25 protein-coding genes and 1 rRNA gene are annotated in these 26910 nt (G+C 51.9%); all 26 read right to left on the reverse strand.

What is annotated here, in order from left to right:
* A 16S ribosomal RNA gene (locus I8J30_RS31485) occupies nucleotides 1-338 on the reverse strand; the annotation flags it as partial.
* 315 nt (nucleotides 339-653) lie between these two features.
* Entirely contained in the window at nucleotides 654-2162 is a 1509-nt protein-coding gene (lysS, locus tag I8J30_RS31490) for a lysine--tRNA ligase (protein ID WP_177246165.1), read from the reverse strand.
* Nucleotides 2163-2304: 142 nt separating this feature from the next.
* The gene (gene greA, locus I8J30_RS31495; RefSeq protein WP_210664318.1) at nucleotides 2305-2781 is read right to left on the reverse strand and encodes a transcription elongation factor GreA; all 477 of its coding nucleotides are present in this window, start codon (nucleotides 2779-2781) and stop codon (nucleotides 2305-2307) included.
* A gap of 253 nt (nucleotides 2782-3034) precedes the next feature.
* Nucleotides 3035-4072 (reverse strand): tRNA dihydrouridine synthase DusB, encoded by a 1038-nt coding sequence (gene dusB, locus I8J30_RS31500; RefSeq protein ID WP_210664319.1) that lies wholly within the window; start codon nucleotides 4070-4072, stop codon nucleotides 3035-3037.
* A 55-nt stretch (nucleotides 4073-4127) separates the two neighbouring features.
* Nucleotides 4128-4337, reverse strand: a complete 210-nt coding sequence (locus I8J30_RS31505; RefSeq protein ID WP_210664320.1) for a helix-turn-helix domain-containing protein — start codon at nucleotides 4335-4337, stop codon at nucleotides 4128-4130.
* Nucleotides 4289-4870, reverse strand: a complete 582-nt coding sequence (folK, locus tag I8J30_RS31510) for a 2-amino-4-hydroxy-6-hydroxymethyldihydropteridine diphosphokinase (RefSeq protein ID WP_210664321.1) — start codon at nucleotides 4868-4870, stop codon at nucleotides 4289-4291. Before folK ends, I8J30_RS31505 begins: the two co-directional genes overlap by 49 nt.
* Nucleotides 4842-5234 (reverse strand): dihydroneopterin aldolase, encoded by a 393-nt coding sequence (gene folB, locus I8J30_RS31515; protein WP_210664322.1) that lies wholly within the window; start codon nucleotides 5232-5234, stop codon nucleotides 4842-4844. The genes folK and folB overlap by 29 nt, the downstream gene beginning before the upstream one ends.
* A 32-nt stretch (nucleotides 5235-5266) precedes the next feature.
* Nucleotides 5267-6151, reverse strand: a complete 885-nt coding sequence (folP, locus tag I8J30_RS31520) for a dihydropteroate synthase (protein ID WP_210664323.1) — start codon at nucleotides 6149-6151, stop codon at nucleotides 5267-5269.
* On the reverse strand, nucleotides 6148-7026 hold the full coding sequence (locus I8J30_RS31525; RefSeq protein ID WP_210664324.1) for an aminotransferase class IV: 879 nt from the start codon (nucleotides 7024-7026) through the stop codon (nucleotides 6148-6150). The genes folP and I8J30_RS31525 overlap by 4 nt, the downstream gene beginning before the upstream one ends.
* The gene (gene pabA, locus I8J30_RS31530; protein WP_210664325.1) at nucleotides 7023-7604 is read right to left on the reverse strand and encodes an aminodeoxychorismate/anthranilate synthase component II; all 582 of its coding nucleotides are present in this window, start codon (nucleotides 7602-7604) and stop codon (nucleotides 7023-7025) included. The genes I8J30_RS31525 and pabA overlap by 4 nt, the downstream gene beginning before the upstream one ends.
* 19 nt (nucleotides 7605-7623) lie before the next feature.
* Nucleotides 7624-9189 carry an anthranilate synthase component I family protein gene (locus I8J30_RS31535; RefSeq protein WP_210664326.1) on the reverse strand — a complete coding sequence of 522 codons (1566 nt, stop codon included), beginning with the start codon at nucleotides 9187-9189 and terminating at the stop codon, nucleotides 7624-7626.
* A 138-nt stretch (nucleotides 9190-9327) separates the two neighbouring features.
* Nucleotides 9328-10404 carry a Ger(x)C family spore germination protein gene (locus I8J30_RS31540; protein WP_210664327.1) on the reverse strand — a complete coding sequence of 359 codons (1077 nt, stop codon included), beginning with the start codon at nucleotides 10402-10404 and terminating at the stop codon, nucleotides 9328-9330.
* Nucleotides 10405-10409: 5 nt separating this feature from the next.
* Nucleotides 10410-11522, reverse strand: coding sequence for a GerAB/ArcD/ProY family transporter (locus I8J30_RS31545; RefSeq protein ID WP_210664328.1), 1113 nt, complete (start codon nucleotides 11520-11522; stop codon nucleotides 10410-10412).
* Between the two features lie 7 nt (nucleotides 11523-11529).
* Entirely contained in the window at nucleotides 11530-12855 is a 1326-nt protein-coding gene (locus tag I8J30_RS31550) for a spore germination protein (RefSeq protein ID WP_210664329.1), read from the reverse strand.
* A gap of 124 nt (nucleotides 12856-12979) precedes the next feature.
* Nucleotides 12980-13918: a cysteine synthase A gene (gene cysK / locus I8J30_RS31555; RefSeq protein WP_210664330.1), complete on the reverse strand. Its 939-nt coding sequence runs from the start codon at nucleotides 13916-13918 to the stop codon at nucleotides 12980-12982.
* Nucleotides 13919-14026: 108 nt separating this feature from the next.
* On the reverse strand, nucleotides 14027-14995 hold the full coding sequence (locus tag I8J30_RS31560; protein WP_210664331.1) for a peptidylprolyl isomerase: 969 nt from the start codon (nucleotides 14993-14995) through the stop codon (nucleotides 14027-14029).
* Between the two features lie 17 nt (nucleotides 14996-15012).
* Nucleotides 15013-15915, reverse strand: a complete 903-nt coding sequence (gene hslO / locus I8J30_RS31565) for an Hsp33 family molecular chaperone HslO (protein WP_210664332.1) — start codon at nucleotides 15913-15915, stop codon at nucleotides 15013-15015.
* Nucleotides 15916-15931: 16 nt separating this feature from the next.
* Nucleotides 15932-16699, reverse strand: a complete 768-nt coding sequence (locus tag I8J30_RS31570; RefSeq protein WP_210664333.1) for a type III pantothenate kinase — start codon at nucleotides 16697-16699, stop codon at nucleotides 15932-15934.
* Nucleotides 16696-17595: a carboxylating nicotinate-nucleotide diphosphorylase gene (gene nadC / locus I8J30_RS31575; RefSeq protein WP_210664334.1), complete on the reverse strand. Its 900-nt coding sequence runs from the start codon at nucleotides 17593-17595 to the stop codon at nucleotides 16696-16698. The genes I8J30_RS31570 and nadC overlap by 4 nt, the downstream gene beginning before the upstream one ends.
* Before the next feature lies 1 nt (nucleotide 17596).
* On the reverse strand, nucleotides 17597-19204 hold the full coding sequence (nadB, locus tag I8J30_RS31580) for an L-aspartate oxidase (protein WP_210664335.1): 1608 nt from the start codon (nucleotides 19202-19204) through the stop codon (nucleotides 17597-17599).
* 41 nt (nucleotides 19205-19245) lie between these two features.
* Entirely contained in the window at nucleotides 19246-20184 is a 939-nt protein-coding gene (gene nadA, locus I8J30_RS31585) for a quinolinate synthase NadA (RefSeq protein ID WP_091225489.1), read from the reverse strand.
* Nucleotides 20185-20562: 378 nt separating this feature from the next.
* Entirely contained in the window at nucleotides 20563-22584 is a 2022-nt protein-coding gene (gene ftsH, locus I8J30_RS31590) for an ATP-dependent zinc metalloprotease FtsH (protein WP_210664336.1), read from the reverse strand.
* A gap of 104 nt (nucleotides 22585-22688) precedes the next feature.
* Nucleotides 22689-23228, reverse strand: coding sequence for a hypoxanthine phosphoribosyltransferase (gene hpt, locus I8J30_RS31595; protein ID WP_210664337.1), 540 nt, complete (start codon nucleotides 23226-23228; stop codon nucleotides 22689-22691).
* A 52-nt stretch (nucleotides 23229-23280) separates the two neighbouring features.
* A complete protein-coding gene (gene tilS / locus I8J30_RS31600; protein WP_338044985.1) occupies nucleotides 23281-24729 on the reverse strand; it encodes a tRNA lysidine(34) synthetase TilS in 1449 nt (482 codons plus the stop codon).
* 29 nt (nucleotides 24730-24758) lie between these two features.
* Nucleotides 24759-25697 (reverse strand): protein kinase domain-containing protein, encoded by a 939-nt coding sequence (locus I8J30_RS31605; protein ID WP_210664339.1) that lies wholly within the window; start codon nucleotides 25695-25697, stop codon nucleotides 24759-24761.
* Nucleotides 25681-26406 (reverse strand): vWA domain-containing protein, encoded by a 726-nt coding sequence (locus I8J30_RS31610; protein WP_091225494.1) that lies wholly within the window; start codon nucleotides 26404-26406, stop codon nucleotides 25681-25683. The genes I8J30_RS31605 and I8J30_RS31610 overlap by 17 nt, the downstream gene beginning before the upstream one ends.
* Nucleotides 26407-26910: the final 504 nt, after the last annotated feature.

Raw genomic sequence — 26910 nt, forward strand, 5'->3', positions numbered from 1 at the left:
TGGGCCGTGTCTCAGTCCCAGTGTGGCCGATCACCCTCTCAGGTCGGCTATGCATCGTCGCCTTGGTGAGCCGTTACCCCACCAACTAGCTAATGCACCGCAGGCCCATCTGTAAGTGACAGCTTGCGCCGTCTTTCCCAATTCAGCCATGCAGCCGAATTGCATATCCGGTATTAGCATTCGTTTCCGAATGTTATCCCGGTCTTACAGGCAGGTTGCCTACGTGTTACTCACCCGTCCGCCGCTAAGCTATCCCCGAAGGAATAACTCCGCTCGACTTGCATGTATTAGGCACGCCGCCAGCGTTCGTCCTGAGCCAGGATCAAACTCTCCATAAAAGTGGTCCGAAGACCGTTTATGAATTCGCTTGTTAGCTCATTCAAAATACTAGCTTGCAGAACGTTAATTCTGCGATTTATGACCATTTGACTGGTCGCTCATTGTTCAGTTTTCAAAGAACAAATACTTCATGTTTTGTTGCTCATTCGCCCGTGTCTCAGCGGCGACTTGATTAATATATCATAGCCCATAACTACATTGCAACCCTTTTTTTAAACTTTTTTCAATTTCTTTTTGGAACCCTATTCCCTCGAACATCACCATAAAGAAAACCGCCAAGGCTGCTAACTCCTTGGCGGTTCCGTAGGTATGAATTATTCGCCCGCACGTTCACGCATAAGCGGGAACAACAGTACGTCTCTTATAGAAGGTGCATCTGTCAGCAGCATAACGAGGCGGTCAATCCCGATACCAAGACCACCGGTAGGCGGCATGCCGTATTCCAGCGCGCGGATGAAGTCCTCATCCATTTCATGCGCTTCGTCGTTGCCTTGCTCTTTCTCCAGCAGCTGCGACTCAAAGCGTTGACGTTGATCGATTGGATCATTCAACTCCGTAAAGGCATTCGCGTGCTCACGCGCCACGATAAACAGTTCGAAACGATCCGTGAAACGTGGATCGAGATCGTTCTTCTTCGCAAGCGGGGAGATCGCTACCGGATGACCGGTTACAAATGTAGGCTGAATCAACGTATGCTCACAGAACTCTTCGAAGAACGCGTTAAGGATATGACCGAATGTCATATGCGGTTCAACCTTCACATTGTGCGTTTTGGCATGTGCATGCGCTTCTTCGTCTGTCATTTGCTGACCGAAGTCGACACCTGTCACTTCTTTGACCAAATCAACCATCGACACGCGGCGCCAAGCCGGCGTCAGATCCACCTCAGTACCCTGATACATAATCTTCGTGGTACCCAGCACTTCTTGCGCGATATGCGCAATAACCGCCTCTGTCAGGGCCATAATATCTTTATAATCGGCATAGGCCTCATAAAGCTCGATCATTGTAAATTCAGGGTTATGGCGTGTCGAAATGCCTTCGTTCCGGTAAACGCGGCCGATTTCGTACACTTTCTCCATGCCGCCGACAATTAGACGCTTCAGATGAAGCTCAATTGCGATACGCATGTAAAGCTGCATGTCCAGCGCATTGTGATGAGTGATGAACGGACGTGCCGCAGCACCGCCGGCAATGGAATGCAGGGTTGGCGTTTCCACTTCCAAGTAACCCTGCGCATCCAGGTAACGACGCATGGATTGAATAATACGGGAGCGCAAGATAAACGTTTGCTGTACTTCCGGATTCACGATCAAATCCACATAACGCTGACGGTAACGCAGCTCAACGTCTTTGAGGCCGTGATATTTCTCCGGAAGCGGCAGAAGCGATTTGGATAGCACCGTAATTTCTTTTGCTTTAATAGAGGTTTCGCCTGTGTTTGTTTTGAAGACAACCCCGCGAACGCCAATAATATCGCCAAGATCCAGAAGATCGAATGCTTGATACTGAGCTTCCTCGACGGTATCTTTGCGCGCGTATATTTGGATTTTGCCGCTTAAATCTTGAATATGTGCAAAGCTCGCTTTGCCCATTCCGCGTTTCTGCATGATGCGGCCCGCAACGGTAACCTCGACAGCCTGAGCTTCGAGATCTTCCTTGCTTACCTCTTCGTACGTATCTACGATGTTCTTAGCATGATGAGTCCGTTCAAATTTGCCGCCGAAAGGGTCAATGCCCAATCCGCGGAGCTCGTCCAGCTTGTCTCTGCGAATTTGCAGAAGCTCGCTTAATTCTTGTTCTTGCGTTCCTTGCTCCACCACGATTCATCTCCTTGTTGTACCAGAAAGGCAGGACGGTTCAGTCGCTGCCCTATGAGCCCGACCAGTGCAAAGCAGCAGATTCCTGCTCCACAATGATGAAAAAAGCTTCCTCAAGGAAGCTTTCTCAAAAGGCATGCCCGGTTTATTTTTTGATATCAACGATTTTATATTGAATGATGCCGGCTGGTACGCTTACTTCTACGATCGTGCCTTTGTTCTTACCAAGAATAGCTTTGCCAACCGGGCTTTCATTAGAAATTTTATTCTTAAGCGGATCGGACTCTGCAGTGCCCACAATCGCATATTCCATCGTATCACCGAATTCCAAATCTTCAACCGTTACAATGGAGCCGATGCTCACGGTATCGATATTGATTTCATCGTTATTGATAATACGGGCATTACGAAGCATTTTCTCAAGTGTGATAACCCGTCCTTCGATAAACGCCTGTTCGTTCTTGGCGTCCTCATACTCCGAGTTCTCACTGATATCGCCATAGCCGATAGCCACTTTGATCCGTTCAGCAACTTCACGACGTTTGACGGACTTCAAGTTTTCCAATTCATCTTCCAACTTCTTAAGCCCGTCTTGGGTAAGGATAATCTCTTTATCACTCATGTTACAATTCTCCTGTCGTGTGGCATTTTTTCATACCGTGTATGAATCACTGTTACTTAATATATTACGCATCATGCCCTTGATGACACCGCGCAGGAATGAGAATTACCAGTCATAAACCAGGCGGACGGTTTGTTATTGGAAGATTATATTTCAAGTTCCCCTATATGTCAACGAAAGCCAATCAGCAAATGTAATCGCTTAACTCCACGAAACGCAAAGGCGCTCGCTTGCGAGCTCCTTTGCGCTTGGATTAGTGATATACGGCTTCTTCCGGCGAAGTGGAAGGTGTGATGGATGCTGTTGGCTCTTCGCTCAGCGCGCCTAATGACTCGACATACTGGCCCAAAATCTGCACCATGTTGTCGCGTGTCGTTTCTTCCATGATGACATCTTTAACGCGTGCCGCCCCCGGGATCCCTTTGAGATACCATGCCAAATGCTTGCGCATCTCGCGAACGGCTGTTGACTCGCCTTTCAGCTTAACAAGACGATCCATATGCAAAATGGCGACGTCCAGCTTCTCGCGCGGCGTTGGATCCGGAAGAAGCTCTCCCGACTGGAGATATTGGATCGTCCGATACAGCATCCACGGATTACCGAGTGCGCCGCGGCCAATCATGACGCCATCGCAGCCGGTATGGTCAAGCATTTTGCGTGCGTCCTCCGGGGAGAACACGTCGCCATTACCAATAACGGGAATGGATACGGATTGCTTAACATCCTTTATAATATCCCAATTGGCCTTACCGGTATACAATTGCTCCCTTGTACGGCCATGAACGCTGACTGCTTTGCCGCCCGCTCGCTCAACGGCTTGTGCATTCTCAACGGCAAATACATGCTCGCTGTCCCAACCGATCCGCATTTTCACCGTTACCGGTTTATCGACAGCTTCGACAACAGCCGACACCATTTCATAGATTTTGTTGGAGTCGAGCAGCCATCTGGCACCTGCGTCGCATTTTGTGACTTTAGGCACAGGGCAGCCCATATTGATGTCGATAATATCGGCGTTCGTTTGCTTGTCGACAACTTTGGCTGCCTCCACCAGCGATTCGCGGTCACCACCAAAAATTTGCAGACTAAGCGGCTTCTCCCGTTCATCTACATACAGCATTTCCAGCGTACGCTTATTGCCGTGCAGGATGGCTTTGTCGCTGACCATTTCGGCGCATACCAGACCGGTGCCGAATTCTTTGGCTATCAGTCGGAATGCCGGGTTGCACACACCTGCCATCGGCGCCAGCACGACTTGGTTCTTCATCTCGATGTTTCCGATTTTAAGCATGGACGTCCAGACTCCCTTCTGAGTTAAAAACAATTAATCAAACCAGCGGTAACGCTCATTTAAAATCGGCGGTCAGTTCGCTGTAGCTGATACCGAGTGTTTCCGAAATTCGCTCCAGCAGCTTAGGATCCGGCTTGCGCGTTCCACGCTCAAGCGATCCCAACACGGCAACAGAAACGCTAAGCTTGGCAGCCAGTTCCTGCTGCGTGTAGCCCTTTAGCTTTCGGAATGCGCGGACGCGCCCGGCCAATTGATCGTATTCCATAGCGCGATTCCTTCCCCTCTGTCTTGTAGCGCTTGCTTTGCGATTTCTTTCACTTGCTTCTGCAATGAATGCTCCTCTGCCAGTACATCACTAAGAGGCACCAACACAAACGCACGCTCCATCATACGAGGATGCGGCAGTGTAAGCTCCTCTTCCGCAAGCGTAACACCTTCATATAAAAGCAAATCCAAATCGATGGTCCGTGGCCCCCAGCGAATATCACGCTTTCTCCCCAGCTGCTGCTCCATCGCGAGCATCGCATGCAAGAGATCATGTGGTTCAAGCGAGGTTCGCAGAGCGGCAGCCATATTCAGAAAAGCCGGCTGATCGGTATACCCGACCGGGTCGGTTTCGTAAATTGCCGAAGCGCGAACAACCGTAATGGCAGGATGGCTGTCCAGCAAATGAAGTGCGTCCCGGAGCTGCTGCTGACGATCGCCAACATTAGCGCCTAATGCAATATAAGCTTCAGCCTCATGGGCCTGCGCGGTGAGATTCAGATCTTTAATGCCTTGCGGGCTGTTGGGTTCCATAGTCATCCCGCTTTCTGCAAAGTTCCACCGTCACGCCGTCGAAAAAGATTTCAAATGGCGGGTTCGGCTTCGTTACGGACACCGTCACTTCATTTACACTAGTATAAGCGTCGAGGACGGCTGATGCAACGTGACCCGCGAGCGCCTCAATCAGTTTAAACGGCGGTCCTTCAACAATGGACTTCACCCGTGCATGAATTTCGGCATAGTTAATCGTATGTTCAAGGTCGTCGGTTCTGGCAGCCTGAGATAAGTCCATCTGAAGGGACAAATCGACATAGAATTGCTGGCCGAGCCTGTTTTCTTCCGGAAAAACCCCGTGAAATCCGAAGAACCGCATCCCTTTTAAGGTCATTTTGTCCATGTTGCATTCCCCATTCTTCGACAATTTTCTTTCTATATCGACTTCGTGCGCGGATAGACAATGGCGTCGCTCATTAATGCGGTCTGCTTATTCTCGCGAATATCGTGCACGCGGACGATCTGACAGCCCTGCATAATACCAAGCGCGGTCGTGGCCGCCGTTCCAAACGTAATTTCATTCGAATTTAATTGCAGCACATCGCGGATAAACTTCTTGCGCGAGGTGCCAAGCAGCACCGGGTAACCTTCGGCCACTACTTGATCAAGCTTACTCATTAGCGCGAGATTATCCTCATAGGTCTTAGCAAATCCTATCCCCGGATCGAGCCAGATCAACTCTTCCGACACGCCTGCGTTCCTCGCTATTGCGATGCTTTCGCGCAAATCAGCTACGACGTCAGCGACCAAATCGGAATAGTCTCTCGCGTGCCGATTATGACTGATAATGACGGGACAGCAGTGCGCCGCAGCAACTTCAGCCATTCGCGCCTCACCTTTAAGTCCCCATATATCGTTGATGATATGGGCTCCCGCCCGCAACGCCTGATCTGCTGTCTCGGCTTTATAAGTATCGATAGAGAGCGGAATGGTCGGCAGTGCTGCTCGAATCGCCTTAATGACGGGGATGACCCGCTTCAGCTCCTCCTCTAATGGCACAGGCTCGAATCCGGGTCGAGTCGATTCGCCGCCGATATCAATGATATCCGCGCCATCTGCAACCATTTGCTCGGCATGGCGAACAGCTGCCTCTACTTCGTTGTAGCGTCCCCCATCAGAGAAGGAATCCGGAGTCATATTCAAAATACCCATAATGAGAGTTCGTGTACCAAGTGTAAGTTTCACGCTGCCGTCTGCAAGATCGTAGCTCCGCCGGAAAGGCCACTGTTTCACGGTGTCTTCTGTTATACATGCTTTCATGACTTCGTATCCTCCCGATAGGCAGCCAGCAGCTTCAATGTCATGGAGCCGGCTTGTCCGCTCCCGACCTCGGTGCTGCGGCCTTCTTCATCTCTTAGGGCAGAAACAGGTACAAGCTCTTGAATCGAGTTGGTTACCCATACTTCTTCCGCCTCCAGCAGCTCTGTCCACGTATAAAATCCTTCTTCCACGGCTAGTCCCGCTTCCCGAGCCAGCTCGATCACGCGCTGCCGCGTAATGCCCGGCAAGATTCCGGTCTCTATCGCAGGCGTGAATACCCGACCTGCGCGAGCGAAGAACAGATTGCTGACAATGCCTTCGGACAGCCAGCCTTCCCGCGTCAGCATAAGCCCTTCTGCTCCCGGAGCAACGCCGGCAGTCGCCGCCAATTCCCGCTTTGCAATTATATTATTCATATAATGCAGCGATTTCAAACGCACTTCGCCTTCCGGGGTATTCCTCCGAGTCCGCAGCAACGCGAGCTCGCGGCCAATTCGGTAAAGCGCTTCGTTAGGAGCAGGCAGTGCTTTCACGAGCAGCAGCACATTGGGCGCTTCATAGTCGCCCGAGGGCAGACCGAGCACACCTTCCCCTGCGGTAACCGTCAGTCGAACATACGCTTCTTCCAGCTCGTTAGCGGCCATCAGCTCGCGGAGCCAGTTCGTCAGTTCGCTTTGATCCGGCTTGTACCGGACGCCGATTGATTCACATCCGGCCGCCAATCGCTTCAAGTGCCGCTCCAGCAAATACGGCTTACCGCCGCCATAGGTGCGAAAGGTCTCGAAGAGACCCATTCCATATAAAAAACCGTGATCGTATACCGAGATCACGGCCTCTTCCTGTAGCTTGATGCTGCCATTCCATCCAATCTTCATCGTACCGCGCCTGCCCGCATGTTCAGGAAATTACGAAGCAGCTTCAGTCCGTTCTCGGTGATGATCGACTCCGGATGGAATTGAACGCCTTCAATGAGATACTCTTTGTGACGCAGTCCCATGATCTCGCCTTCTTCCGTCTCCGCGCTGATTTCCAGGCACTCCGGAAGCGTCTCTTTCTTCACGATCAAGGAATGATAACGCGTCGCCGTATATGGGGAAGGAATACCTTCGAATATCGTGCGGCCGTCGTGATGAATCTGCGAGGTTTTGCCATGCATCAGCTTCTCTGCACGAACAACGTCTCCTCCGAATGCTTGTCCGATCGCTTGATGGCCCAGACATACGCCGAAGATCGGAATGACTCCCTTAAAACGCTCAATAAGAGCAAGGCTGATTCCCGCTTCGTTCGGACTGCACGGTCCCGGCGAAATCAGAATATGATCCGGCGCAAGGGCCGCAATATCCTCCAGCCCGATCTCGTCATTGCGTTTCACGACGATCTCCTCGCCCAGCTCTCCCAAGTACTGAACCAAATTGTACGTAAATGAGTCGTAGTTATCGATGACCAATATCATTTGCGTTTCCCCCTTTGGATTACAGCCGCGCGCGGCTTGCTTCTGCCCACTGCTCGCTGTACTCGATCGCCTTCCACAGTGCTTTGGCCTTGCTCAGTGATTCGCGGTATTCACGCTCCGGATCGGAATCGATGACGATCCCCGCTCCGGCTTGAATGTGGACGACCTCATCCTTCACCGACATCGTTCTTATAATAATATTAAATTCCATATCTCCGTTGTAGTCAATCCATCCGAGCGATCCAGTGTACGGTCCCCTCCGCGTTGGCTCCAGCTCCTCGATGATTTCCATCGTACGGATCTTAGGCGCGCCCGTGATTGTACCACCGGGGAAGGTTGCTCCAATGACATCGTAAGCATCCTTGCCTGAGGCAATGCGGCCTTCGACTTGGGAGACCAGATGCATGACGTGACTGTAATATTCGATCACCATGAGCTCCGCAACATGAACCGAGCCATAGGCCGATATACGACCGAGATCATTGCGCTCCAGATCGACAAGCATGATATGCTCTGCCCGTTCTTTCTCGTTGCTCCGAAGCTCCTCGGCCATTAGGCGGTCTTCTTCTTCCGTGTGCCCGCGGCGGCGTGTACCCGCAATGGGACGCGTAGCCAGCTTGCCATCCGAGAGTTCCACCAGCAGCTCCGGCGAAGCCGACACGAGCTGAAAATCCGGACAATTCAGGAAGCCCATATACGGCGAAGGGTTGAACAGTCTCAGCCATTCGTAGAGCTCTTCCGGACTCGATTGAATCGTACGGCTTTGACGCTGGGAGAGATTAACCTGAAAGACATCCCCTGCCGCGATGTAGCTTCGAATCCGCTCCACAGCCGCTTTGAAGGCTTCCTTGGCAAAAGGGGACGTTATCCCGCTAAGCGCCTCCAAGTCGATTTGCAGCGAACCATCTTCCATAAAATGAGTGCGCGCTGCTCGAAGCGCTTCTGCCGCAGCAGCGGCTTCTCCCCCTGCGAAAGCGGACCACTGTTCCGCCATGCGATCGGCACGAATGCAGGCTGCTTCGTACAAGCCTTCCAGCTGATCCTTCGTTTCTTGTCCCGTAAGAGCAGTATGTGCCGCGAAGTAAAGCTGCCCCTCTTGATGATCCACGATCCACAGCTCGTCCATCCGCATAAACAAGTAATCGGGCAGTCCCAGGTCATCCGCTGCCTGTACGGGAATGCGCTCGATGGAGCGAATGACATCATAGCTCCAGAAGCCTGCACAGCCTCCCGTCCACTTTGGCGCTCCCGGAACCCGCGGCGCCTTGCGTCCGCCCATCCAGCTGCGCACCGCTTCGAGCGGTTTCTCCGAATACGCCGTTACGCGACCATCCCTATATTCGATCGCTTCCGCTTCATTCCCTTTCCCCCGAATGACGGATGCAGGGTTAAGGCCGAGGTAGGTATAACGGCCATCCTTGCCGCTCTCCAGCACGAATGAATGCGGCGAAGCCTCTCTCCAAGCCCCTTCCCAAGAGGCCGGACGCCCCTCACCGCCTCTAAGCGGGCGTTTCGTAAGCAATGGCAGCGATGTAAAGCCCTCTTGCTGCCAAATCAACCAATCCTTAAAGGCTGTACGTTCCATTATCGCAGCCCCTCACTTCCTATCCGATCGAAAGAGCCATTCGCAGCCATTGCGCGCTCTCTTTGTTTGCAAGCTAGTATACCGAAATTGTGGGAAAAAGAAAAGGAGGTTCGTGATCCATTTGGCTTAGTGCGGAAGCTATCTGCGTTCCGAATCGAAATTCACCTTCACTGTTGTCTGAACCTTCAGCATTGGATACAGCTTATCCCACGCGTCCGCTTTCCAATGCCGATCCTGGGATCTCGCGATAGCCCCCAACCCGATCGGATCGATATTGCTTCGCTGCAATTGTCCGATTAGCTTACTGATCTGTTGCTCGATCGCCTGTTCTGCCTTCTTTTTCATTTGCTCCGTTTCACTCGGTGAAGCCTTATCCAGCGGGCTTGTGTTGATCGGAAGAAGCGTCGCGTGAATCTTGATTCGTATCTTCATTAATTTACCGGATGCCGACCAAGCATACTTGACACGTGAATGCTCGATTTGCATGCGAAGCGACTTCTCTTGTTGATCCGTGTCATAGTAGCCATTGATCACCGACCGCTGCAGCAAGGAGAACAGCAGCATATTACGATACCCTTTTAAGGAAAGGACGAACCGATCGTCTTTAAACAAGGCAATCCCGACCAACTGGGCATGTTTACTTCCATCCTTGCGTATAAGAGGGAGATACGGATCTTGGCCTTTGCTTGCATGCTGCCGGACGAAGGTCAACAAATTGGTTGGCGGAATGACGCCTTGGTTCTCGTTCTTAGAAAGGAGATTGTTAATGCTTGTACCAGGGTCAACTTCCTTCAATGGCATTTCAAGAAGGCTTGAAGGCGACGTCTCCGTCACGGTCAGCGATATATTTCCAGGCAAATTCAGCCTACTTGCGTAGTAAGTTAATAAGCGGCCGAAAACCCCTTGCTTTGCCAGTCCTTGATCAATAAGCAGCACCTGTGTCTTCTCATCGACAAACTTGCCTCCGGTCTTGAGGGCGGCCAGATTTCGTGTCTCAATGGTAGAACTTCCTTGCGTACGGACAATCCGGCTCTCCACCTCTTCTTTCTTATAGAGCGGTATCAAATAAGTGGCAGAGATTTGATCCTTTGCTTGGTCATTCGCCTCATACCCAATAGCGTAAACAATGCTTAATTTTTCGAGCAAATCGCCATGGCACCCGGGAAGAAGCAGAATCATCACCAGCGTCATACCGATCAGTCCTTTGCGCGGCATGGTCACTAGCCCCCCTCTTTAACTGACATTGCTTTTCCGGATGCATTGCCTTTACGGCTGAGCAGCCCATATAAAGGGATATAAGCCCCTACCATAACCACCGTCAAGAGCGGCTGCCAATTTTGAATGAGCTGCGTACACCTCAAAAACCAGAGGGTCATCGCCGTTGCAAGAAAAAGCAGCGTACATAGGCGCAGATGAACCATTTCCGGCCATTTGCACAGCACTGTCTTCCGCAGCAACGATGAAACGATCCAGAGCAGCAGTGACAGAATGGGAAGCAGACGGAACAGCTGAAAGCTCACTCCCGCTTGATCGATGCTCTCGAAGAACGGAAAGGACATGATTTTATACAGATCAACGGTCGTTACGATGTTCGCAGACACAATTTCAATGCCAAACACACCAAGCAACAACCACAATGCCATGAGCGTGAACGCGCTATGCACGCCAATCGACGCCCATAAAGCGTAACGGATCGCGGAAGCCTTGAGGCCGTTCGTATAGAACTTGAGAAACACCAGCAGCTCGATCCCGCTAAACAAAGCTGTTCCGCTTCCGGCTGCGCCTCCCAGCCGCTGCGGTTGTCCGCTCCAAAGAGGCATAATAGATCGCGTTTCAAAATAAGGAAGCGACCCCAGTATGATCAGCACATATTCCAGCACGCGCACACAAAGAGCAACGAAGAAGAGCCCCGCAAAGACGCGGATACCGCCTTTAGCCGCCACTATCGCGCAGATCATGAAGAGCACGATCACCCAGTAAGACTGGAAGTTAGGCGTCTGATAGTCGTCAAGAAGAAAAACCATCTGATTCAGCATGATGCCTCCAACCAGAAGCAATGCCGCAAAAAACAGAATCAGCAGCGCTATGCCAGCCGGTTTGCCAAACGCAGCAAGATGGCTCGCAACGAAATCTTTGTTATTGCTCCCCGTCATCGCTTGTCCTAAAGGCATGCATAAAATGCCGATGACGATAGCGATCGCAAGCATATACATAAAGCTCGAAGTGCCTACAAAACCGGAGATTTTGCAGGTTACGATATAATAATTGGCGGCTCCCTGAATCCCGCAAGCTATATAGAAGAACTGCCACGCCGTAATGCGGTCCTGTCCCATTCTCCGTTCACCCCTTCCCCTTTATATAACGGGATAACGGATGAATACCGAAAAGCGCCAAAGGCTTGTCCAGCGAACGAACGGCGAACAATCGGGACAGCAGCAGAAACCAGAACATGCAAATGCCCGGAAGTCCCAGCATAACCGCAAGCAGCAAGGACGGTACTTTAAGAAAAAACAGCATGCCGCGCAGCTGAACCGTTGCCGAAGCCAGTGTCAGCAAGGATGAAATGGACACCAGGACAAGCATAACGTTGCTCACAATGCCCGCTTCCACCGCTGCGGTTCCAAGTACAATGCCCGCAACAATCCCTGCGCTTTGCGAAAGCTTGTTAGGAAGACGCGTAACGGCCTCCAGTTGAATGAGGACAAGGATTTCCATAAATAACGCTTCTACGAACGGGGAAAACGGCACACGGTAACGCGAAACTAACAAGGTTTCAATGATCTTACTCGGAAACATCTGAAAGTTATAGGTGGATACCGCTACATAGAGCGGCGTCAGCATTAAGGCCATAATAAAGCATGCCACTCGGAGAATTCGAATGAGCATTACGTAATAGCGAGGTGAGAACAAATCGGAAGCGGTCTTAAACGAATCCTCGAACGAGGTCGGCGCGATCAATGCTTTACGCGAGCCCTCCATAAGCATAATGACTTTCCCGGACTCCAGCGCATGTACCGCACGCAAAGGCAGCTCTGCAAAATCATACGGCGAGAAGAAGGTACGCGTGCCGTTCGGAAGCAGCATGGCAAAACTAGATATATCGAGCAACGCTATCGCGTGATCGATCGATGCTTGTTCGACTTGGTAGGTTAAACGATCGGCTTCCATCACATTGTCAGCCATATTGAGAATGGCTACCGGAAGCTTGCCGGAGCCGAGAACAAGATTGCGAATATGGAGCTGCTCGGACATTAGGCGCCTGCGAATCATGTTTACATTCGACTCCAGCGATTCCGTGAAGGCTTCCATCGGCCCGGATTCCGCAAACTCTTCCAAGGGAGCCTCGATACCTCGATAATTGTTCTTCTTGCTTGGGAGGTATAAGACATCGGGGTGAGCAACACCTGCCGTCTCAATCGTTACACTGATATAACCTTGCAGCAGATAGCGGTGCTTATCTATATAGGTCTTGATTTCAATATTTGCAATCGGCAAGATCCGTTTCATCTCTTCGCTGGAATGGGGCTTATGCAGTTGGAGCATAGGCAAGAAGCGTTCCTGCATGACTTGCTGGTCTACCATCGAGGACAACCATTCAATGCGGTAGGTTCTCTCTTGGAGTGCAAGGTGATAAGTATTCCAATCATCGGTCTTAGGGGTCGTCATTGCTGCAACACCTCTCTTCAGCCAAAGGGTTTTCTTATATTTTCCTTGGAAGGGGTGTTTTATCAATAAAAAAGGGTCCCCTTGGAAAGGGGACCCTCTTGTTATGAGTAAGCTTGCAATTGGATTAGTTCTCGAAGTTGAACAGCGGCGTGGACAGGTAACGTTCGCCGTTAGAAGGAACGATCGCAACGACGCGTTTGCCTTTACCGAGCTCTTTCGCCACCTTCAGCGCTGCGAAGATCGCTGCACCGGAGGAAATACCGCAAAGAATACCTTCTTCTTTCGCTGCACGGCGAGCTGTTTCGAAAGCTTCGTCATTCTCAATCGTGATGACTTGGTCGTAAATCTCGCGATTCAGAATTTCAGGGATGAAGTTAGCGCCGATCCCTTGAATTTTGTGGCCGCCAGGGTTACCGCCGGAGAGCAGCGGAGAAGCGGCAGGCTCAACAGCGACTACTTTGATGCCCGGGAAGTTCTTCTTCAGTACTTCGCCTGCACCGGAAATCGTGCCGCCTGTACCGATACCCGCAACGAATGCATCCAGCTTGCCGTCAAGCGAGTTGATCGCTTCAACGATCTCAGGACCTGTTGTTTCGCGGTGTACTTTCACGTTCGCTTGGTTCTTGAATTGTTGCGGAATGAAGTAAGAAGGATTCTCGGCTTGAAGCTCTTCTGCACGGCGAACCGCTCCGTTCATGCCTTCCGCTCCCGGTGTAAGCACCAGCTCAGCACCGTAAGCGCGAAGCAGGTTACGACGCTCAACGCTCATTGTTTCAGGCATAACGAGAATTGCTTTATAGCCTTTAGCGGCAGCTACCATTGCCAGGCCGATCCCTGTGTTACCGCTAGTTGGTTCTACGATTGTATCACCCGGTTTAAGGATACCTTGCTGTTCAGCTACTTCGATCATGCTGATTGCAATACGGTCCTTAACGCTCGCGCCCGGATTCTGGTACTCAAGCTTCACGTAAATTTCTGCGCTGTCCTCCGGTACCAAACGGTTCAAGCGAACAAGCGGTGTATCCCCAATGAGTTCGGTCACGCTTTGTACAATTCTAGCCATGAATAGTGCTCCTCCTTATTCCGACTAAATCAGTTGGTTTTACTTACATATTATCAATGAAACCCAGTAGTTGTCAATAGTCAGTTTTCGAACAAAAGGCCTACAGCTCTACCCTTCGGACGGTTTTGGCAGCACTTCCGCGTTATATTTCTGCAACAGCGAATTCTCCACTTCACGGAGCCCGTTCAGCTTGGATAAAGCCAGCTCTCGCTTCACTTGATCGCGTACTCGGCTCTCGCTTGGCATTTCTTCCGTATGCGTTTCGAGCAGCTGAATGATGGCTTGACCCTGCTCCACTTCAATGGGTCCGGTAACCTCGCCGACCGACAGCTGATTGGCCGCCTCCAGAATGGCATCATCCGTAAACGGATCATCCGCTTCAATAAATCCTAAATCCCCGCCGCCATCTGCTGTATTGGTATCGATCGAGTAGTTTTTTGCCATTAAGGCAAAATCTTCTCCCGACTCCAGCTGCTCAAGCAGGTCGTCGGCATCCTTCTCCGTCGCAAGCACAATCCAAGCCAGATGCAGCTGCTTCCGCGGGGCGAACTGCTCCTTGTTGTCTGCTATGTAAGCATCAATCTCCGACTCGGTCACCTCTACCGAACGAACGGCGATTTTCTCAAGCAGCAGCCGGTATTCGGTATCTTCCCGAATCCCCTCGGGCGTTAAGCCGAGCTGCTCTTTCATCGTTGCATAATATTGTTCCTTACTCTCATAGCCCGTCATCATGGCTTCGAGCTCATCGTTCATCTCCGTGTCCGAAATGCTTAGGCCGTAGGCTTCCGCCTCCTGCCGGGTAGCGGCGCGCACCATCAATGTACGCAGCAGCTGATCACCGTACTGCAGTTGCAGCTCATCGCTGAGCTGCTTGGCTGTAATCTGCTCATGGCCAACCTTGGCGGCAAGCGGCTCCTCCGCCGGCGCGGGGCCTTCTTGGTCTTGCGAATTATCGACCGCCGCTTGCGGATCAGCCTTGGGCGGGAGCAGTACCCGGAACACCACCACGAGAGCTAAAATAATCATACAGATCGCCTGAATCAGCACAATGCTCTTCAGCATCCGGTCGTTCTTCATAATCGCTTGGCCTCCGATTATTGAATCGGTTTCGGCTTAGCCTGATCGAGCAGCATTTCAAGCTGCTGGCGGTCAAATGCGTAGCTCTCGTTGCAGAAATGGCACACGACTTCAGCTTGTCCGTCTTCATCAATTAACTGTTTCAACTCATGCTCACCCATGCTGATGAGCGTACGTTCTACACGTTCCATGGAGCATTGGCATTGAAAGACGACGTTCACATTATCCATCAGCTGGATTTCGTCGCCAACGACAAAGCCCAGCAGACTTTCCGGCGTTTCACCTTGTTCAAACAGGGAGGAAATAGGCGGCAGAGCTGCAATCGCCTGTTCCAGCTTCGTGAGATTCTCTTCCGTGATACCCGGTAACACCTGTACGATGAAACCTCCGGCGTTCATGACCGTGCCATATTCATCAACAAGCACGCTAAGACCGACAACAGACGGCGTTTGCTCGGAAGTCGCGAAGTAGTACGTGAAATCCTCAGCGAGCTCACCTGATACGATCGGAATGCTGCCGCGGTAAGGCTCCTTCAGCCCCAGATCCTTGATAATGTGGATATAACCTGTACGGCCGACAGCGCCTGCCACGTCAAGCTTCCCAAGCGCGTTGCTTGGCAGCTGCACATCCGGGTTATCGACATAACCGCGTACTTCCCCATTGGCATTGGCATCGACAACGATTTGGCCGACAGGCCCATCACCTTTCACTTGAATCGTCAGCTTCTCATTGCCCTTCAGCATCGCGCCCATCATCGCGCCTGCCGTAGCCGTGCGTCCAAGCGCTGCCGTCGTGGTCGGCATCGTATTATGCCGCTTACGCAGCTCTTCTACCAGACCGGTTGTCTTGACGGCAAATACGCGAAGCTGTCCGTTCCATGCTGTACCGCGTACCAGATAATCTTTAAGTTCTTCAGTCATGTCTAGGATACCTCGTTTATTCTTGGTTTCGTTCGTAAATAATGCGTAAACCTTCAAGGGTCAGCAGCGGGTCTACTTCTTCAATGGTTTCCGATTCGGCGGCAATTAAGTCGGCCAGCCCGCCTGTTGCAATAACACGCGGCGTTACGCAGAACTCTTTGCGGATCCGATTCACGATTCCGTCCACTTGACCGGCATAGCCGAAAATAATACCGGCTTGCATCGACGTAACGGGATTGCGTCCGATAACGCTCTTCGGCTTCACCAGCTCAATACGAGGCAGCTTAGCGGCACGTTGGTACAGCGCTTCGGTTGAAATGCCGATCCCCGGTACGATCGCACCGCCTAAATAATTGTTGCCTGCGTCAATATAATCAAATGTCGTAGCGGTGCCGAAATCGACAACGATCAACGGCGCGCCATATTTCTCGATGCCTGCAATGGAGTTAACGATACGATCCGCGCCAACCTCACGCGGATTCTCATAACGAATGTTAAGTCCGGTCTTGATGCCCGGCCCGACAATCAATGGAGATTGGCGCAGGTATTTCTGACAAAGCTGTTCCAACGTACGCATAAGCGGCGGCACAACAGAGGAGATGATCACGCCCTCGATCTGATCCAGCTTTACCCCTGCGATTTGAAACAAATTGTGAATCATAATGCCGTATTCATCCACCGTTGCCGAACGATTGGTGCTTAGGCGCCAGTGGTAAAGCAGCTTGCGAGCTTGGTAGATACCCAGCACAATGTTCGTATTGCCTACGTCCACAACGACGATCATGCCGCTGGGCCTCCTTTCTTCCCATTCAAATCCAGACTAATGTCGAGGGATTGGAACGAATACGTCAGCCCGCCAACGGAAATGACATCGACCCCTGTCTCCGCAATGCTGCGAATGGTCGTCAAATTCACGCCGCCGGATGCCTCGACAATGACATGCGGCGAGCTTGCCTTGATGCGCGCCACAGCTTCACGCATGAGGTCATTGGACATATTGTCGAGCATGATAATATCGCTGCCGCACGCGAGTGCTTCCTCCACTTGAGCAAGGGACTCCGTCTCCACTTCGATTTTCATTGTATGGGGAATCGCATGACGAGCGGCCTGAACAGCGCCGGTAATCCCGCCTGACCCTTTAATGTGATTATCTTTGATCATAACCGCGTCGTATAATCCGAAACGATGGTTGAATCCGCCGCCCACCCGCACGGCATACTTCTCAAGCAGCCGATGCCCAGGCGTGGTCTTGCGCGTATCGACCAGACGTGTAGGAAGCCCTTCAATGGCTTGGACAAAAGCGCGGGTCTTGGTCGCAATGCCCGACAACCGCTGCATCAAATTCAGTGCTAAGCGCTCACCTGTGAGAATGCTGTGCGTGCTGCCTTCGACTTCAGCCAGTATCGTGCCTTTTGTCACAGCATCGCCATCCGCTGCCAATGGACGGAATTCCAGTGCGGGGTCGACTACCTCGAAAACAAGGCGAGCAATCGGCACGCCTGCCAGTATGCCATCCTCCTTCACATGAATGACGGCCATCGAACGCGTTCCCGCAGGGATCGTCGCCCAGCTTGTAATATCGCCTGAACCGATATCTTCAGCCAGCCACGCCCTTATTTGGGCCCGCAGCGTATCAGCCGCACTGTTCCCGAACGCCGCTGCAAATTGTGCTTCATACATCTTAAATTCGCTCCTCTGTTATCCCGTTCTCCCGGTGGAGGACGGTATGCTTGCGCCAGAGCTGATCATTTCGCTCCGGAAAATCTTCCCGACTATGCGCGCCGCGGCTTTCTTCCCGTGCCAGGGCAGACTCTGCCGTGAGCATTGCACAGGTCAGCAGATTCGCAAACTCATATTCTTCACGCTTCGCAATGACGGATTGGAAAATCGAACGCAGCTTCTTGAGTTCTTCAAGCCCTCTGTTCAGCCCGTTAGCATCACGATTGAGCCCGACGTAACGCACCATCGTCTTCTGCAGCTTCAAACGCTTCTCGACCACCGCCTGAATCGGTGCTTCGCTCCGCTTCAGGGAATCCAAGTGAACATCTGTATGGCCTTCAAGCGGAGGCAACGCGTTAATACGCTCCACAATCCGCCGTCCGAATACAATCGCCTCGGATAACGAATTGCTCGCCAATCGATTCGCTCCGTGAACGCCGGTCGATGAGCATTCGCCGCAAGCGAACAAGCGTTGCAAATTGGTCTCGCCGTTCAAGTCGGTTTTTACTCCGCCCATCATATAATGCGCCGCAGGCGCTACGGGAATCCAATCCGACGTTAAATCAAGTCCGAAATTCAAACAGAATTCATAAATGTTCGGAAACCGGTGCCTCACCATATCCGCGGATTCATGCGTCACATCAATATAGACGAAGGTGGATTTGGTCGCTTCCATCTCGCTTACTATCGCCCTCGCCACGACATCCCGCGGAGCCAGCTCAAGCTGCTCATGGTATTTCTCCATAAACCGTTCGCCGCGAATGTTACGCAGTACCGCCCCTTCACCGCGCACCGCTTCCGATATCAGAAACCTAGGGGCACCCGGGTAACAAAGCGATGTCGGATGAAATTGAATAAACTCCACGTCTTGTATGTAAGCACCTGCACGATAAGCCATTGCAATCCCGTCTCCGGTAGCCACTTCGGGATTCGTCGTATAACGATACAGCTGTCCTGCTCCGCCGGAGCAAAGAATCGTTGCTTTGCCGCGCACGAATAGTCGCTGCCCATCCGGCTTCTGCACCAACGCGCCTACGCAAACACCGTCATCGGTAATCAGATCAATGACAAAATGGTCATCCCAAACCTCAATTCGCGGATTCGCAATCGCTTTCTCCGACAAGGCACGCACGATTTCGAAACCGGTCGCATCCCCGTTGGCATGCAAAATACGACGCTGACTGTGCGCGCCTTCCTTGGTGAGCGCAAACTCGCCGTTCTCTTGGTCAAACTGCGTACCCATGCGCACCAAGTCCTCTACGCCTTTCGTACCTTCATGCACGAGCACATCGACAGCTTCATGCGAACAAAGCCCTGCACCGGCAATAAGCGTATCCTGACGATGATAAGCCGGGGAGTCGTCCTCGGAAATAACAGCTGCGATGCCGCCCTGGGCATAACGCGTATTGCTGTCCATCAGCGACTTCTTCGTAATCATGAGGACATCATTCGTTTCACTGGCTTTAATTGCGGTAAAAAGACCGGCAATGCCGGCCCCGATAACAATGACATCTTTATGAATGACTGGAAGCCCTTCGAGTTCAACATCTACGAGATAACGTGGAATCATAAGTGCAACTTTCCTTTCTCATGGAAAGAGAGTAGCGCATGCTACTTCACTTGTAACATGCGCTCCAGGGATAGACGGGCTTGATTGGCAACCTGCTCCGGTACGTAAATTTGCGGTTGCATCGTTTCCAGACATTTAACAAGCTTCTTCAGGTTGTTAACTTTCATGTTCGGGCAAACCAAGTATTTGGTTGCGAAATGGAAGGTCTTGTTCGGGCTGTCCAGACGCAGCTGATACCCTGTGCCATCCTCGGTTCCGACGATAAATTCTTGGCAATCCGATTCTTTACAATATTTGATAATAGCGGTTGTACTGCCGACGAAATCGCCAAGCGCTACTACTTCAGGACGACATTCAGGGTGAACGACGAACTGCGCGTTCGGGTATTTCGCTTTCATCTCTTCTACATCTTTGACGGTCAGCATATCATGCGTGTTGCAGTAGCCTTCCCAGATGATCATTTTTTTGTCCGTCTTTTGCTGCACGTAATGGCCGAGGTTCTTATCCGGTACCCAAATAATTTCATCGGAATCGACCGAATTCACAACACGCACGGCGTTAGCAGATGTACAGCAAATATCGGTCTCTGCTTTGATCTCGGCGGAGGAGTTAATATAAGTGACCACTTTCGCATTCGGATGCTGAGCTTTCAGCTTCCGCAAGCCGTCGACGTTGACCATGTCAGCCATCGGACAGCCGGCACGCTCATCGGGAATGATGACTGTCTTGTTCGGCGCCAAAATTTTAGCGCTTTCGCCCATAAAATGAACGCCGCAAAACACGATTACATCTGCGTCTGTTTCCGCGGCCTTCTGCGCCAGCAGGAAGGAGTCTCCGCGGAAATCAGCCACTTCTTGAATTTCATCACGCTGATAATAATGCGCAAGTATAATGGCGTTACGCTCTTTCTTCAATTGCAACAATCGTTCCCGTAGCTCGCGGTTTTGTTCCGCTTTCCTTTCGAGAGCCAATGCTTCCATAGCTAAATTCCCCTCTTTTCACTAACTTTGTGAACTGATGCACAAACTTGGCTGTTCGTTCACCCTGATTTATCGAAAATGCCGTTATTCCGCTGTGTATTTCATATTCCTTATCATGCCCTTGTCATAAGCCGCTTGATTCGCAAGAGCCTTTACAAGGGATTAACCTTAAATTTACACAAGGTAGTGTACGCTGTCAACAGACAAAAGAGGCCGTTTTAACCGATCTACGGAAGGTTTTCGTAAGTAAGGAAGTTACGAAGCCTCCAAGCTTACTCGTCCTCCCACTATAGCGCTAAAGCGCCTTTTCGCAAAAAAGGCTGCCCGTGCAGTTGCCTGCAAACGGACAGCCTTTGTGGACTATCGACTACTATTTCATTAGGACTTCGGCGTACCGTCGTCGTCGTCGTTTTCTCTGTTGTCCGGATCAATCGGAGGTGTCACTTCGCCTGCCTCTTTCGAGCCAATGCGAACCTTCACGCCGCCGATCGTATCGATAATCGGCTCTGCTTTCGGCTCTGCGGAAACGATGGTTGAACTGCCTTCGCCCTCGCCGCCTTCTGCTGTGCCGCTTTCGATCAGACGCTTGATTTGCTCAATCTCCAACGTTTCTTCGGTAAGGAGCGTTTGTGCAATAAGATGCATTTCCTTGCTCTTTTCCGTAAGAAGCTTCTTCGCACGAGCATAGCAGTCTTGAATGAAGCTCTGCATCTCTTGGTCAATTTCGTAAGCAATGGCATCGGAGTAGTTCTGCTCATGTCCGATGTCGCGGCCCAAGAAGACCTGACCTTGCGAGCTGCTGCCGAATTGCATCGGTCCAAGCTTCTCGCTCATGCCGTATTCCATAATCATCGCACGAACAATGCTCGTCGCTGATTTGAAATCGCTGTATGCGCCGGTGCCGATTTCGCCGATGTAAATTTCTTCCGCTACGCGGCCGGCGAGCAATCCGGTTACCTTATCGAGCAATTCCTGCTTCGTCGTCAGCATGCGGTCACCATCTTTAGGAAGCATGATGACATATCCGCCTGCGCGTCCGCGCGGGATAATCGTAACTTTGTGAACCTGATCCGCATGCTCGAGGAAATAGCCTGCAATCGTATGGCCCGCTTCATGGTAAGCCACGATCCGTTTCTCACGGTCACTGATGACGCGGCTGCGTTTCTCGGTACCGACGATAACACGGTCAATCGCTTCGTCCACTTCGGTCATCGCGATGTCTTTCTTGTTGCGGCGGGCGGCAAGAAGGGCTGCTTCATTAAGCAGGTTCTCCAGATCCGCACCGGTAAAGCCCGTTGTCCGCTTCGCGATTACATCGAGTTTCACGTCTTTGGCAAGCGGCTTATTGCGCGCATGCACTTTCAGTACAGCTTCACGGCCTTTCACATCCGGACGGTCAACCGTAATTTGACGGTCGAAACGGCCTGGACGAAGAAGGGCAGGATCGAGAATATCCGGACGGTTTGTTGCCGCCACGATAATGATGCCTTCGTTTGCACCGAAGCCGTCCATTTCAACGAGGAGCTGATTGAGCGTTTGTTCGCGCTCATCGTGTCCGCCGCCGAGACCGGCGCCGCGCTGACGTCCAACGGCATCGATTTCATCGATAAAGATAATACATGGTGCGTTCTTCTTCGCATTCTCGAACAAGTCACGAACACGGGAAGCACCGACACCGACGAACATTTCAACGAAGTCCGAACCGGAGATGCTGAAGAACGGCACGCCTGCTTCGCCTGCTACTGCACGAGCCAGCAACGTTTTACCGGTACCCGGAGGGCCGACAAGAAGTACCCCTTTCGGAATACGAGCGCCTACGGCTGCGAATTTACGCGGATCCTTCAAGAACTCGACAACCTCGACAAGTTCTTGCTTCTCCTCGTCGGCGCCTGCCACATCCTCGAATGTAACGCGTTTCTTCTCTTCGTTGTACAATCTGGCACGGCTCTTGCCAAAGTTCATCACCTTGCCGCCGCCGCCTTGCGCCTGATTGATCAGGAAGAAGAACAAAATAAAGATGATCACGAATGGAATGATGGAGGTCAAGAAGGTGAGCCAGATGCTCTGTCCTTCCATCGGCTTAACTTCCATTGCGAATTTGTTTTTTAGCTGCGCGTCGGTTACTTCTTTAACGACGTATTCCTCAACGCTGGAATGGGTGTAGAATTGGGCTGAATCCGAATTTTCCGGTTTGTTCTTGTACTCACCGGTGATCAAGTAAGAGTAGCCGTCGAATTGAAGCTCAACTTGCTTCACATTGTCATTAGCCAGTTCCTGCCTAAATTGATCGTAACGGATTTCAGTGGTGGAGTCATTTTGGCTGCTGATAAATTGGAAGATCCCGACGGTCACCAAAAAAATAATCAAATAAAAGCCAGTATTGCGGATGATCCGATTCATCCCCTACCTCCTCTCAAGACGCAAAAAATAAGATGACCTTGCACGATAAGCCCCCGCATTCGGGAGCCATCGGTACATGGCTGATTGCATGGACTGACTTAACCTTACTTCTCGTAAACCTCGGGCTTCAAAATGCCGATAATCGGCAAATTGCGGTATTTCTCCGCATAATCAAGCCCGTACCCGACGACAAATGCGTCCGGCAATACAAATCCTTTATAGTCCGCTTCCAATTCCACCTTGCGGCCTGTCGGCTTATCAAACAGCGTAACAAGCGTGATGGACTTGGCGTTGCGGCGCTCCAGCACATCGATGAGGTAGCTGAGCGTAAGCCCACTGTCGATAATATCTTCAACAATGAGCACGTCCCGGCCTTGCACCGACGTGTCAAGGTCCTTGATAATTTTCACAACACCGCTTGTTTTGGTCGATTGTCCGTAGCTGGACACCGCCATAAAGTCGAGTTCGACCGGAATCGTGATGGTCTTGACCAAGTCAGCCATAAAAATAAAAGCGCCTTTAAGCACGCAGATAACGAGTGGATTACGCCCCTCGAATTCGCGGCTAATGGTATCGCCTAGTTCTTTTACTTTCTGCTGAATTTGGTCTGCGTCGTAAAGTACTTCTTGAATGTCGTTCAGCAACACGGGCCCTCCTAAATGGTTCTTGCCTATACTATGAATGGATCAGTGCATCTTATTCAAGTTGGTTCAGTGCGGAAGCATCGAGGTTTACCCGCATCATCATTCTGATAACACGGCTCGTCGTTTCCATCACCTGAGCATGTCTTGATCTTCGAATGCCCGGGATCCAAAGCACGGTTCCGTTAGCGTCGACAACGATCGGCAGCACCTCACGACGTGAGGGTGCGACACGTTCATCAACGAACATATCTTGTACCTTTTTGGTACCATTTAAACCAAGCACTTGCATTCGGTCACCTGGACGGCGATTTCGAACCGTGAGCGGGAATTCGAGCGAGTCGGCATCAAACAGGGCTTCATGTCGATTATTCGGTCTGGGCGCATCAACCCCGGCCCATTCCTCAAGCGACAAATCCGCTCCCGCCTCCGGCAAAGCCAGGCGTACCGCATCTCGGGTCACAACATAAGCATATCCGCTGCGCTCGGGCGTCATTCTCCCCTTATTCGCACGGGTAAATACTAAATTGTCGTACTCACGCAGAAATCGAACACCGCTGCCAACATCGAAGCTCCACGTTGCAGCTGCGCCATCAGAGGCCGCAATCCTTATCGTTTCTACGCTTTCAAATGAAGTGGTTTCCGTTTCCAAGCCAATATAACTCAATATTAGTTTAATCAATCTCCTTTGTAAAGCGACATGCAGGCCAAGCAGCGCTTTGCGGTTCAATTGGCATCCTTCGCTGTGAGGCGCGATATGGCGCTCAAAAATTGCCTTAGTTTCTTGCTCCAGCCAATCGTCTTCAGCCGATGCAAGTTCCGCCAATCGGACAAGCGACTGGGAAAACTGCGGGTTAAACGAAGCCAAGTAAGGCAGAACGTCCAAGCGGACCACATTGCGAAAATAATACTTCTGCCCATTGCTGCTATCTTGACTGAACGGGATCGCCCACTGTTCACAGTAACGCAGGATGTCTGCCTTGTATGTACGCAAAAGCGGCCGAATAAGTTCCACGTTTTTTTCTTTTCGCCGAATTGCAATTCCTGCAAGCCCTCCGGGCCCGGTTCCGCGAACCACTCGCATCAGCACCGTTTCGGCTTGATCATCGGCATGGTGGGCGAGCGCAATGCGTGCAGCGCCGTAGGTATGCGCGACCTGATGCAAGAAGGCATACCGTTTCTCGCGGGCCGCCGCCTGCGCGTTCATTCTTGTTTCTTCTATATAAGCAGGCAAATTAAAAAGCGCCGTTTCGCAAGGGATGCCGAGCAGCGCTGCGTATTGTCTCACGGATTCAGCTTCCCTCGCCGATTCCTCGCCGCGAAAGCCATGGTCCACGTGAGCGGCAACCAAAGTAAGCCGCTCTTGTCCGGACAGCCGGTGGAGCAGATGGAGCAAAGCCATGGAATCGGGTCCGCCGGATACCGCCACGACGACCGTCTCCCCCGGCTGCCACAGCTGCTCTTCCCGAGCTAGCGTGGACAGCTCGCTTAGCCAATCATCCACTTTCCTCATCCTTCCCCTGTTGCGTATTCTTATGATGCGCCGCGCAGCAGCCAATAGATCGTTGTGGCCAGCACGGCCGCTGAAGCGGCGAACAATCCCTTCATCCAGCGAGGTGCCGGCGCGGAAACGGACTTCCCTGCGCCTGACCGATGCATCCACTGCTGCCAGGCAGCAGCCGCTTCGCGGGCGCTTGCAAACTCGCCGTAGAGCGCCTTGCGCAGCCAGCCGCTGAGCGGCTTCAATGCGGCGCTGGTCGCGGCGAGCTTCGCCAGCTCGTCCGGCGTTCGCGTTTGCGGCAGCAGTCCCGCCGAAAGCTGGGCGAGCCGGCGGTTCTCATGCAGCTGGATGCAAAGCACCGCGAACGAGAACAAATCGTATTGTTCATCCGCCGTACGCGTACCCGCATTCCAGTAGCCCCGGTCGTAGATCTCCGTGAACTGCCGCACGCCTTTGCCGAAAGCAGTAGCGCCGCCGTAGTCCACGAGCTCCGGCCTACCATAATCGCCGACGAGGACGTTCCCTACCTTCAAGTCCCCGAACGTCCAGCCCGCTTCATTGAGTTCCGCTAATTTGCCAAGCAGGTTAAAGGCAACAACCGGAAACCATTCCTTCCCTTGTTTACCCAAATAATCGGCAAGCGTCATCCCTTTGATGTAGCGCATGACATAGAACGGATGCTCTTTACCGTCTGCGCCGCGGAAATCATCCACATCCACAAGGAAGAGACCTCCCTTGGTGCCCTGCTTCTGTTTCTGTTTCGAGATCGTTTGTAAAACATTCACTTCCGATTGCAAATCTACGGTATCCGAACCGATCTTAAGCGCGTACAGCTCCCGCTGCCGCTCGACCAGAAACACTTTGCCATTGGCTCCTTCGCCGAGCAGCCGTTCCACACGATAGTTGCCCTGTTTCCACTTGCCGCGAATGATCGTGCCGCGCGGAAGCGTCCATTCAAACGACGTAGTCACTCATCATCCCGTCCGTTTCATCATTCTTCCTACTACCATAATCGGCTTTTTGATAAAAATCAATGACATGCACGATCGCAGGACCGGTTGGCGTCGTTCCTCGCATCTGCAGCCGCGGGAATAAAGAGTTAACGCCGCTGATGTTGCTCGTCCAGTCGAGGTCAAGCTTGCAATCCTCCCCATAGGCAGAGCCGGGAAAATGAAACACCGCAATCTCGCTGCCTCCCTGCCTCGACTGCAAGCTGATAGCCAAATCGCGAATGGCCTCTTCTACCGCGTGCAGCTTCGGCTTCATACTGGCACTGGCATCAATTAACAGTGCGACGCGCAGCTTACTCGTCTCGCTCAGCTCGTCAATAACGCGTACGACTTCTCCGCGTTTCTCCGGCTCAAGCTCTTCGATGGACGAGGTGCCGAGCACCTGCTTCAGCTCCCGCTGAACCGCTTGCTGTATCGTCTGCACGACGGTCTTGCGCGTCAGCATTTGAACCGTTTGCGACAGCTGCCTTGTATGCGATAGCCGGCTCAGACCGCCGCCCGCCCGTGCAATCTCTTCGATTTCCGTTGTACCGAATTCGGCGAGATCCCCTTGATCCACAACGCCGATCACATTCACCGTGATCCCCACTGCATGCGCCTGCGCAGCAGCAATTACCGGGCTAACACCTACATTGGAACAGCCATCCGTTACTAATAGAATCTGCCTCATCGTTCATTCCCCCAAAACCTTGGAATCTACCAGTGGATGAATCCAGCCTGTACCTATCGTCCAGGCAAGCTCCTCCCTAGTACCAGCTCTATCAGCATTGCCATTTTTGAGAGGGGATAACCCTGTTTGGTCGAGGCGCGAAGCTGGATGGCGGGCGGCGTGGAGGGTTTGAATATAGGGGAGGGAATTGAGGAGAGCTGGTTGGGAGTTTGTAAGAGAGTTGGGCACGGGACTCAGCAAAAGTTGCATGCTAAGCATCATTTGGCGGCTACAATGCTTTCTTGGGCGAAAATGTTGCACGATGAGCAATTTCACCATCATCGCAACGTTGGAGCACGCAAAAAAGAAGCCTGCCGGCCGGACAGGCTTCCAATCCACTTCTATAAGTGGCTAAGGATCTTTAATAATCGCCGTTCCGCGCTTATGCTGCCTCAATGCCTGTATGCGCTCCTGCTTTTGCCGCCGCCTCTGGGTAAACTGTCCGTTTCGTATGTTGATGTTCAT

The organism is Paenibacillus lignilyticus (assembly GCF_017942085.1).
GTDB classification, from domain to species: Bacteria; Bacillota; Bacilli; order Paenibacillales; family Paenibacillaceae; genus Paenibacillus_Z; species Paenibacillus_Z lignilyticus.

Excerpts from the sequence above, each read along its gene's own strand:
- greA (WP_210664318.1), bottom strand. The coding sequence starts at position 2,781 with ATGAGTGATAAAGAGATTATCCTTACCCAAGACGGGCTTAAGAAGTTG.
- dusB (WP_210664319.1), bottom strand. The coding sequence starts at position 4,072 with ATGCTTAAAATCGGAAACATCGAGATGAAGAACCAAGTCGTGCTGGCG.
- I8J30_RS31505 (WP_210664320.1), bottom strand. The coding sequence starts at position 4,337 with ATGGAATACGATCAATTGGCCGGGCGCGTCCGCGCATTCCGAAAGCTA.
- folK (WP_210664321.1), bottom strand. The coding sequence starts at position 4,870 with ATGGAACCCAACAGCCCGCAAGGCATTAAAGATCTGAATCTCACCGCG.
- folB (WP_210664322.1), bottom strand. The coding sequence starts at position 5,234 with ATGGACAAAATGACCTTAAAAGGGATGCGGTTCTTCGGATTTCACGGG.
- folP (WP_210664323.1), bottom strand. The coding sequence starts at position 6,151 with ATGAAAGCATGTATAACAGAAGACACCGTGAAACAGTGGCCTTTCCGG.
- I8J30_RS31525 (WP_210664324.1), bottom strand. The coding sequence starts at position 7,026 with ATGAAGATTGGATGGAATGGCAGCATCAAGCTACAGGAAGAGGCCGTG.
- pabA (WP_210664325.1), bottom strand. The coding sequence starts at position 7,604 with ATGATATTGGTCATCGATAACTACGACTCATTTACGTACAATTTGGTT.
- I8J30_RS31535 (WP_210664326.1), bottom strand. The coding sequence starts at position 9,189 with ATGGAACGTACAGCCTTTAAGGATTGGTTGATTTGGCAGCAAGAGGGC.
- I8J30_RS31540 (WP_210664327.1), bottom strand. The coding sequence starts at position 10,404 with ATGCCGCGCAAAGGACTGATCGGTATGACGCTGGTGATGATTCTGCTT.
- I8J30_RS31545 (WP_210664328.1), bottom strand. The coding sequence starts at position 11,522 with ATGGGACAGGACCGCATTACGGCGTGGCAGTTCTTCTATATAGCTTGC.
- I8J30_RS31550 (WP_210664329.1), bottom strand. The coding sequence starts at position 12,855 with ATGACGACCCCTAAGACCGATGATTGGAATACTTATCACCTTGCACTC.
- cysK (WP_210664330.1), bottom strand. The coding sequence starts at position 13,918 with ATGGCTAGAATTGTACAAAGCGTGACCGAACTCATTGGGGATACACCG.
- I8J30_RS31560 (WP_210664331.1), bottom strand. The coding sequence starts at position 14,995 with ATGAAGAACGACCGGATGCTGAAGAGCATTGTGCTGATTCAGGCGATC.
- hslO (WP_210664332.1), bottom strand. The coding sequence starts at position 15,915 with ATGACTGAAGAACTTAAAGATTATCTGGTACGCGGTACAGCATGGAAC.
- I8J30_RS31570 (WP_210664333.1), bottom strand. The coding sequence starts at position 16,699 with ATGATCGTCGTTGTGGACGTAGGCAATACGAACATTGTGCTGGGTATC.
- nadC (WP_210664334.1), bottom strand. The coding sequence starts at position 17,595 with ATGTATGAAGCACAATTTGCAGCGGCGTTCGGGAACAGTGCGGCTGAT.
- nadB (WP_210664335.1), bottom strand. The coding sequence starts at position 19,204 with ATGATTCCACGTTATCTCGTAGATGTTGAACTCGAAGGGCTTCCAGTC.
- nadA (WP_091225489.1), bottom strand. The coding sequence starts at position 20,184 with ATGGAAGCATTGGCTCTCGAAAGGAAAGCGGAACAAAACCGCGAGCTA.
- ftsH (WP_210664336.1), bottom strand. The coding sequence starts at position 22,584 with ATGAATCGGATCATCCGCAATACTGGCTTTTATTTGATTATTTTTTTG.
- I8J30_RS31610 (WP_091225494.1), bottom strand. The coding sequence starts at position 26,406 with ATGAGGCAGATTCTATTAGTAACGGATGGCTGTTCCAATGTAGGTGTT.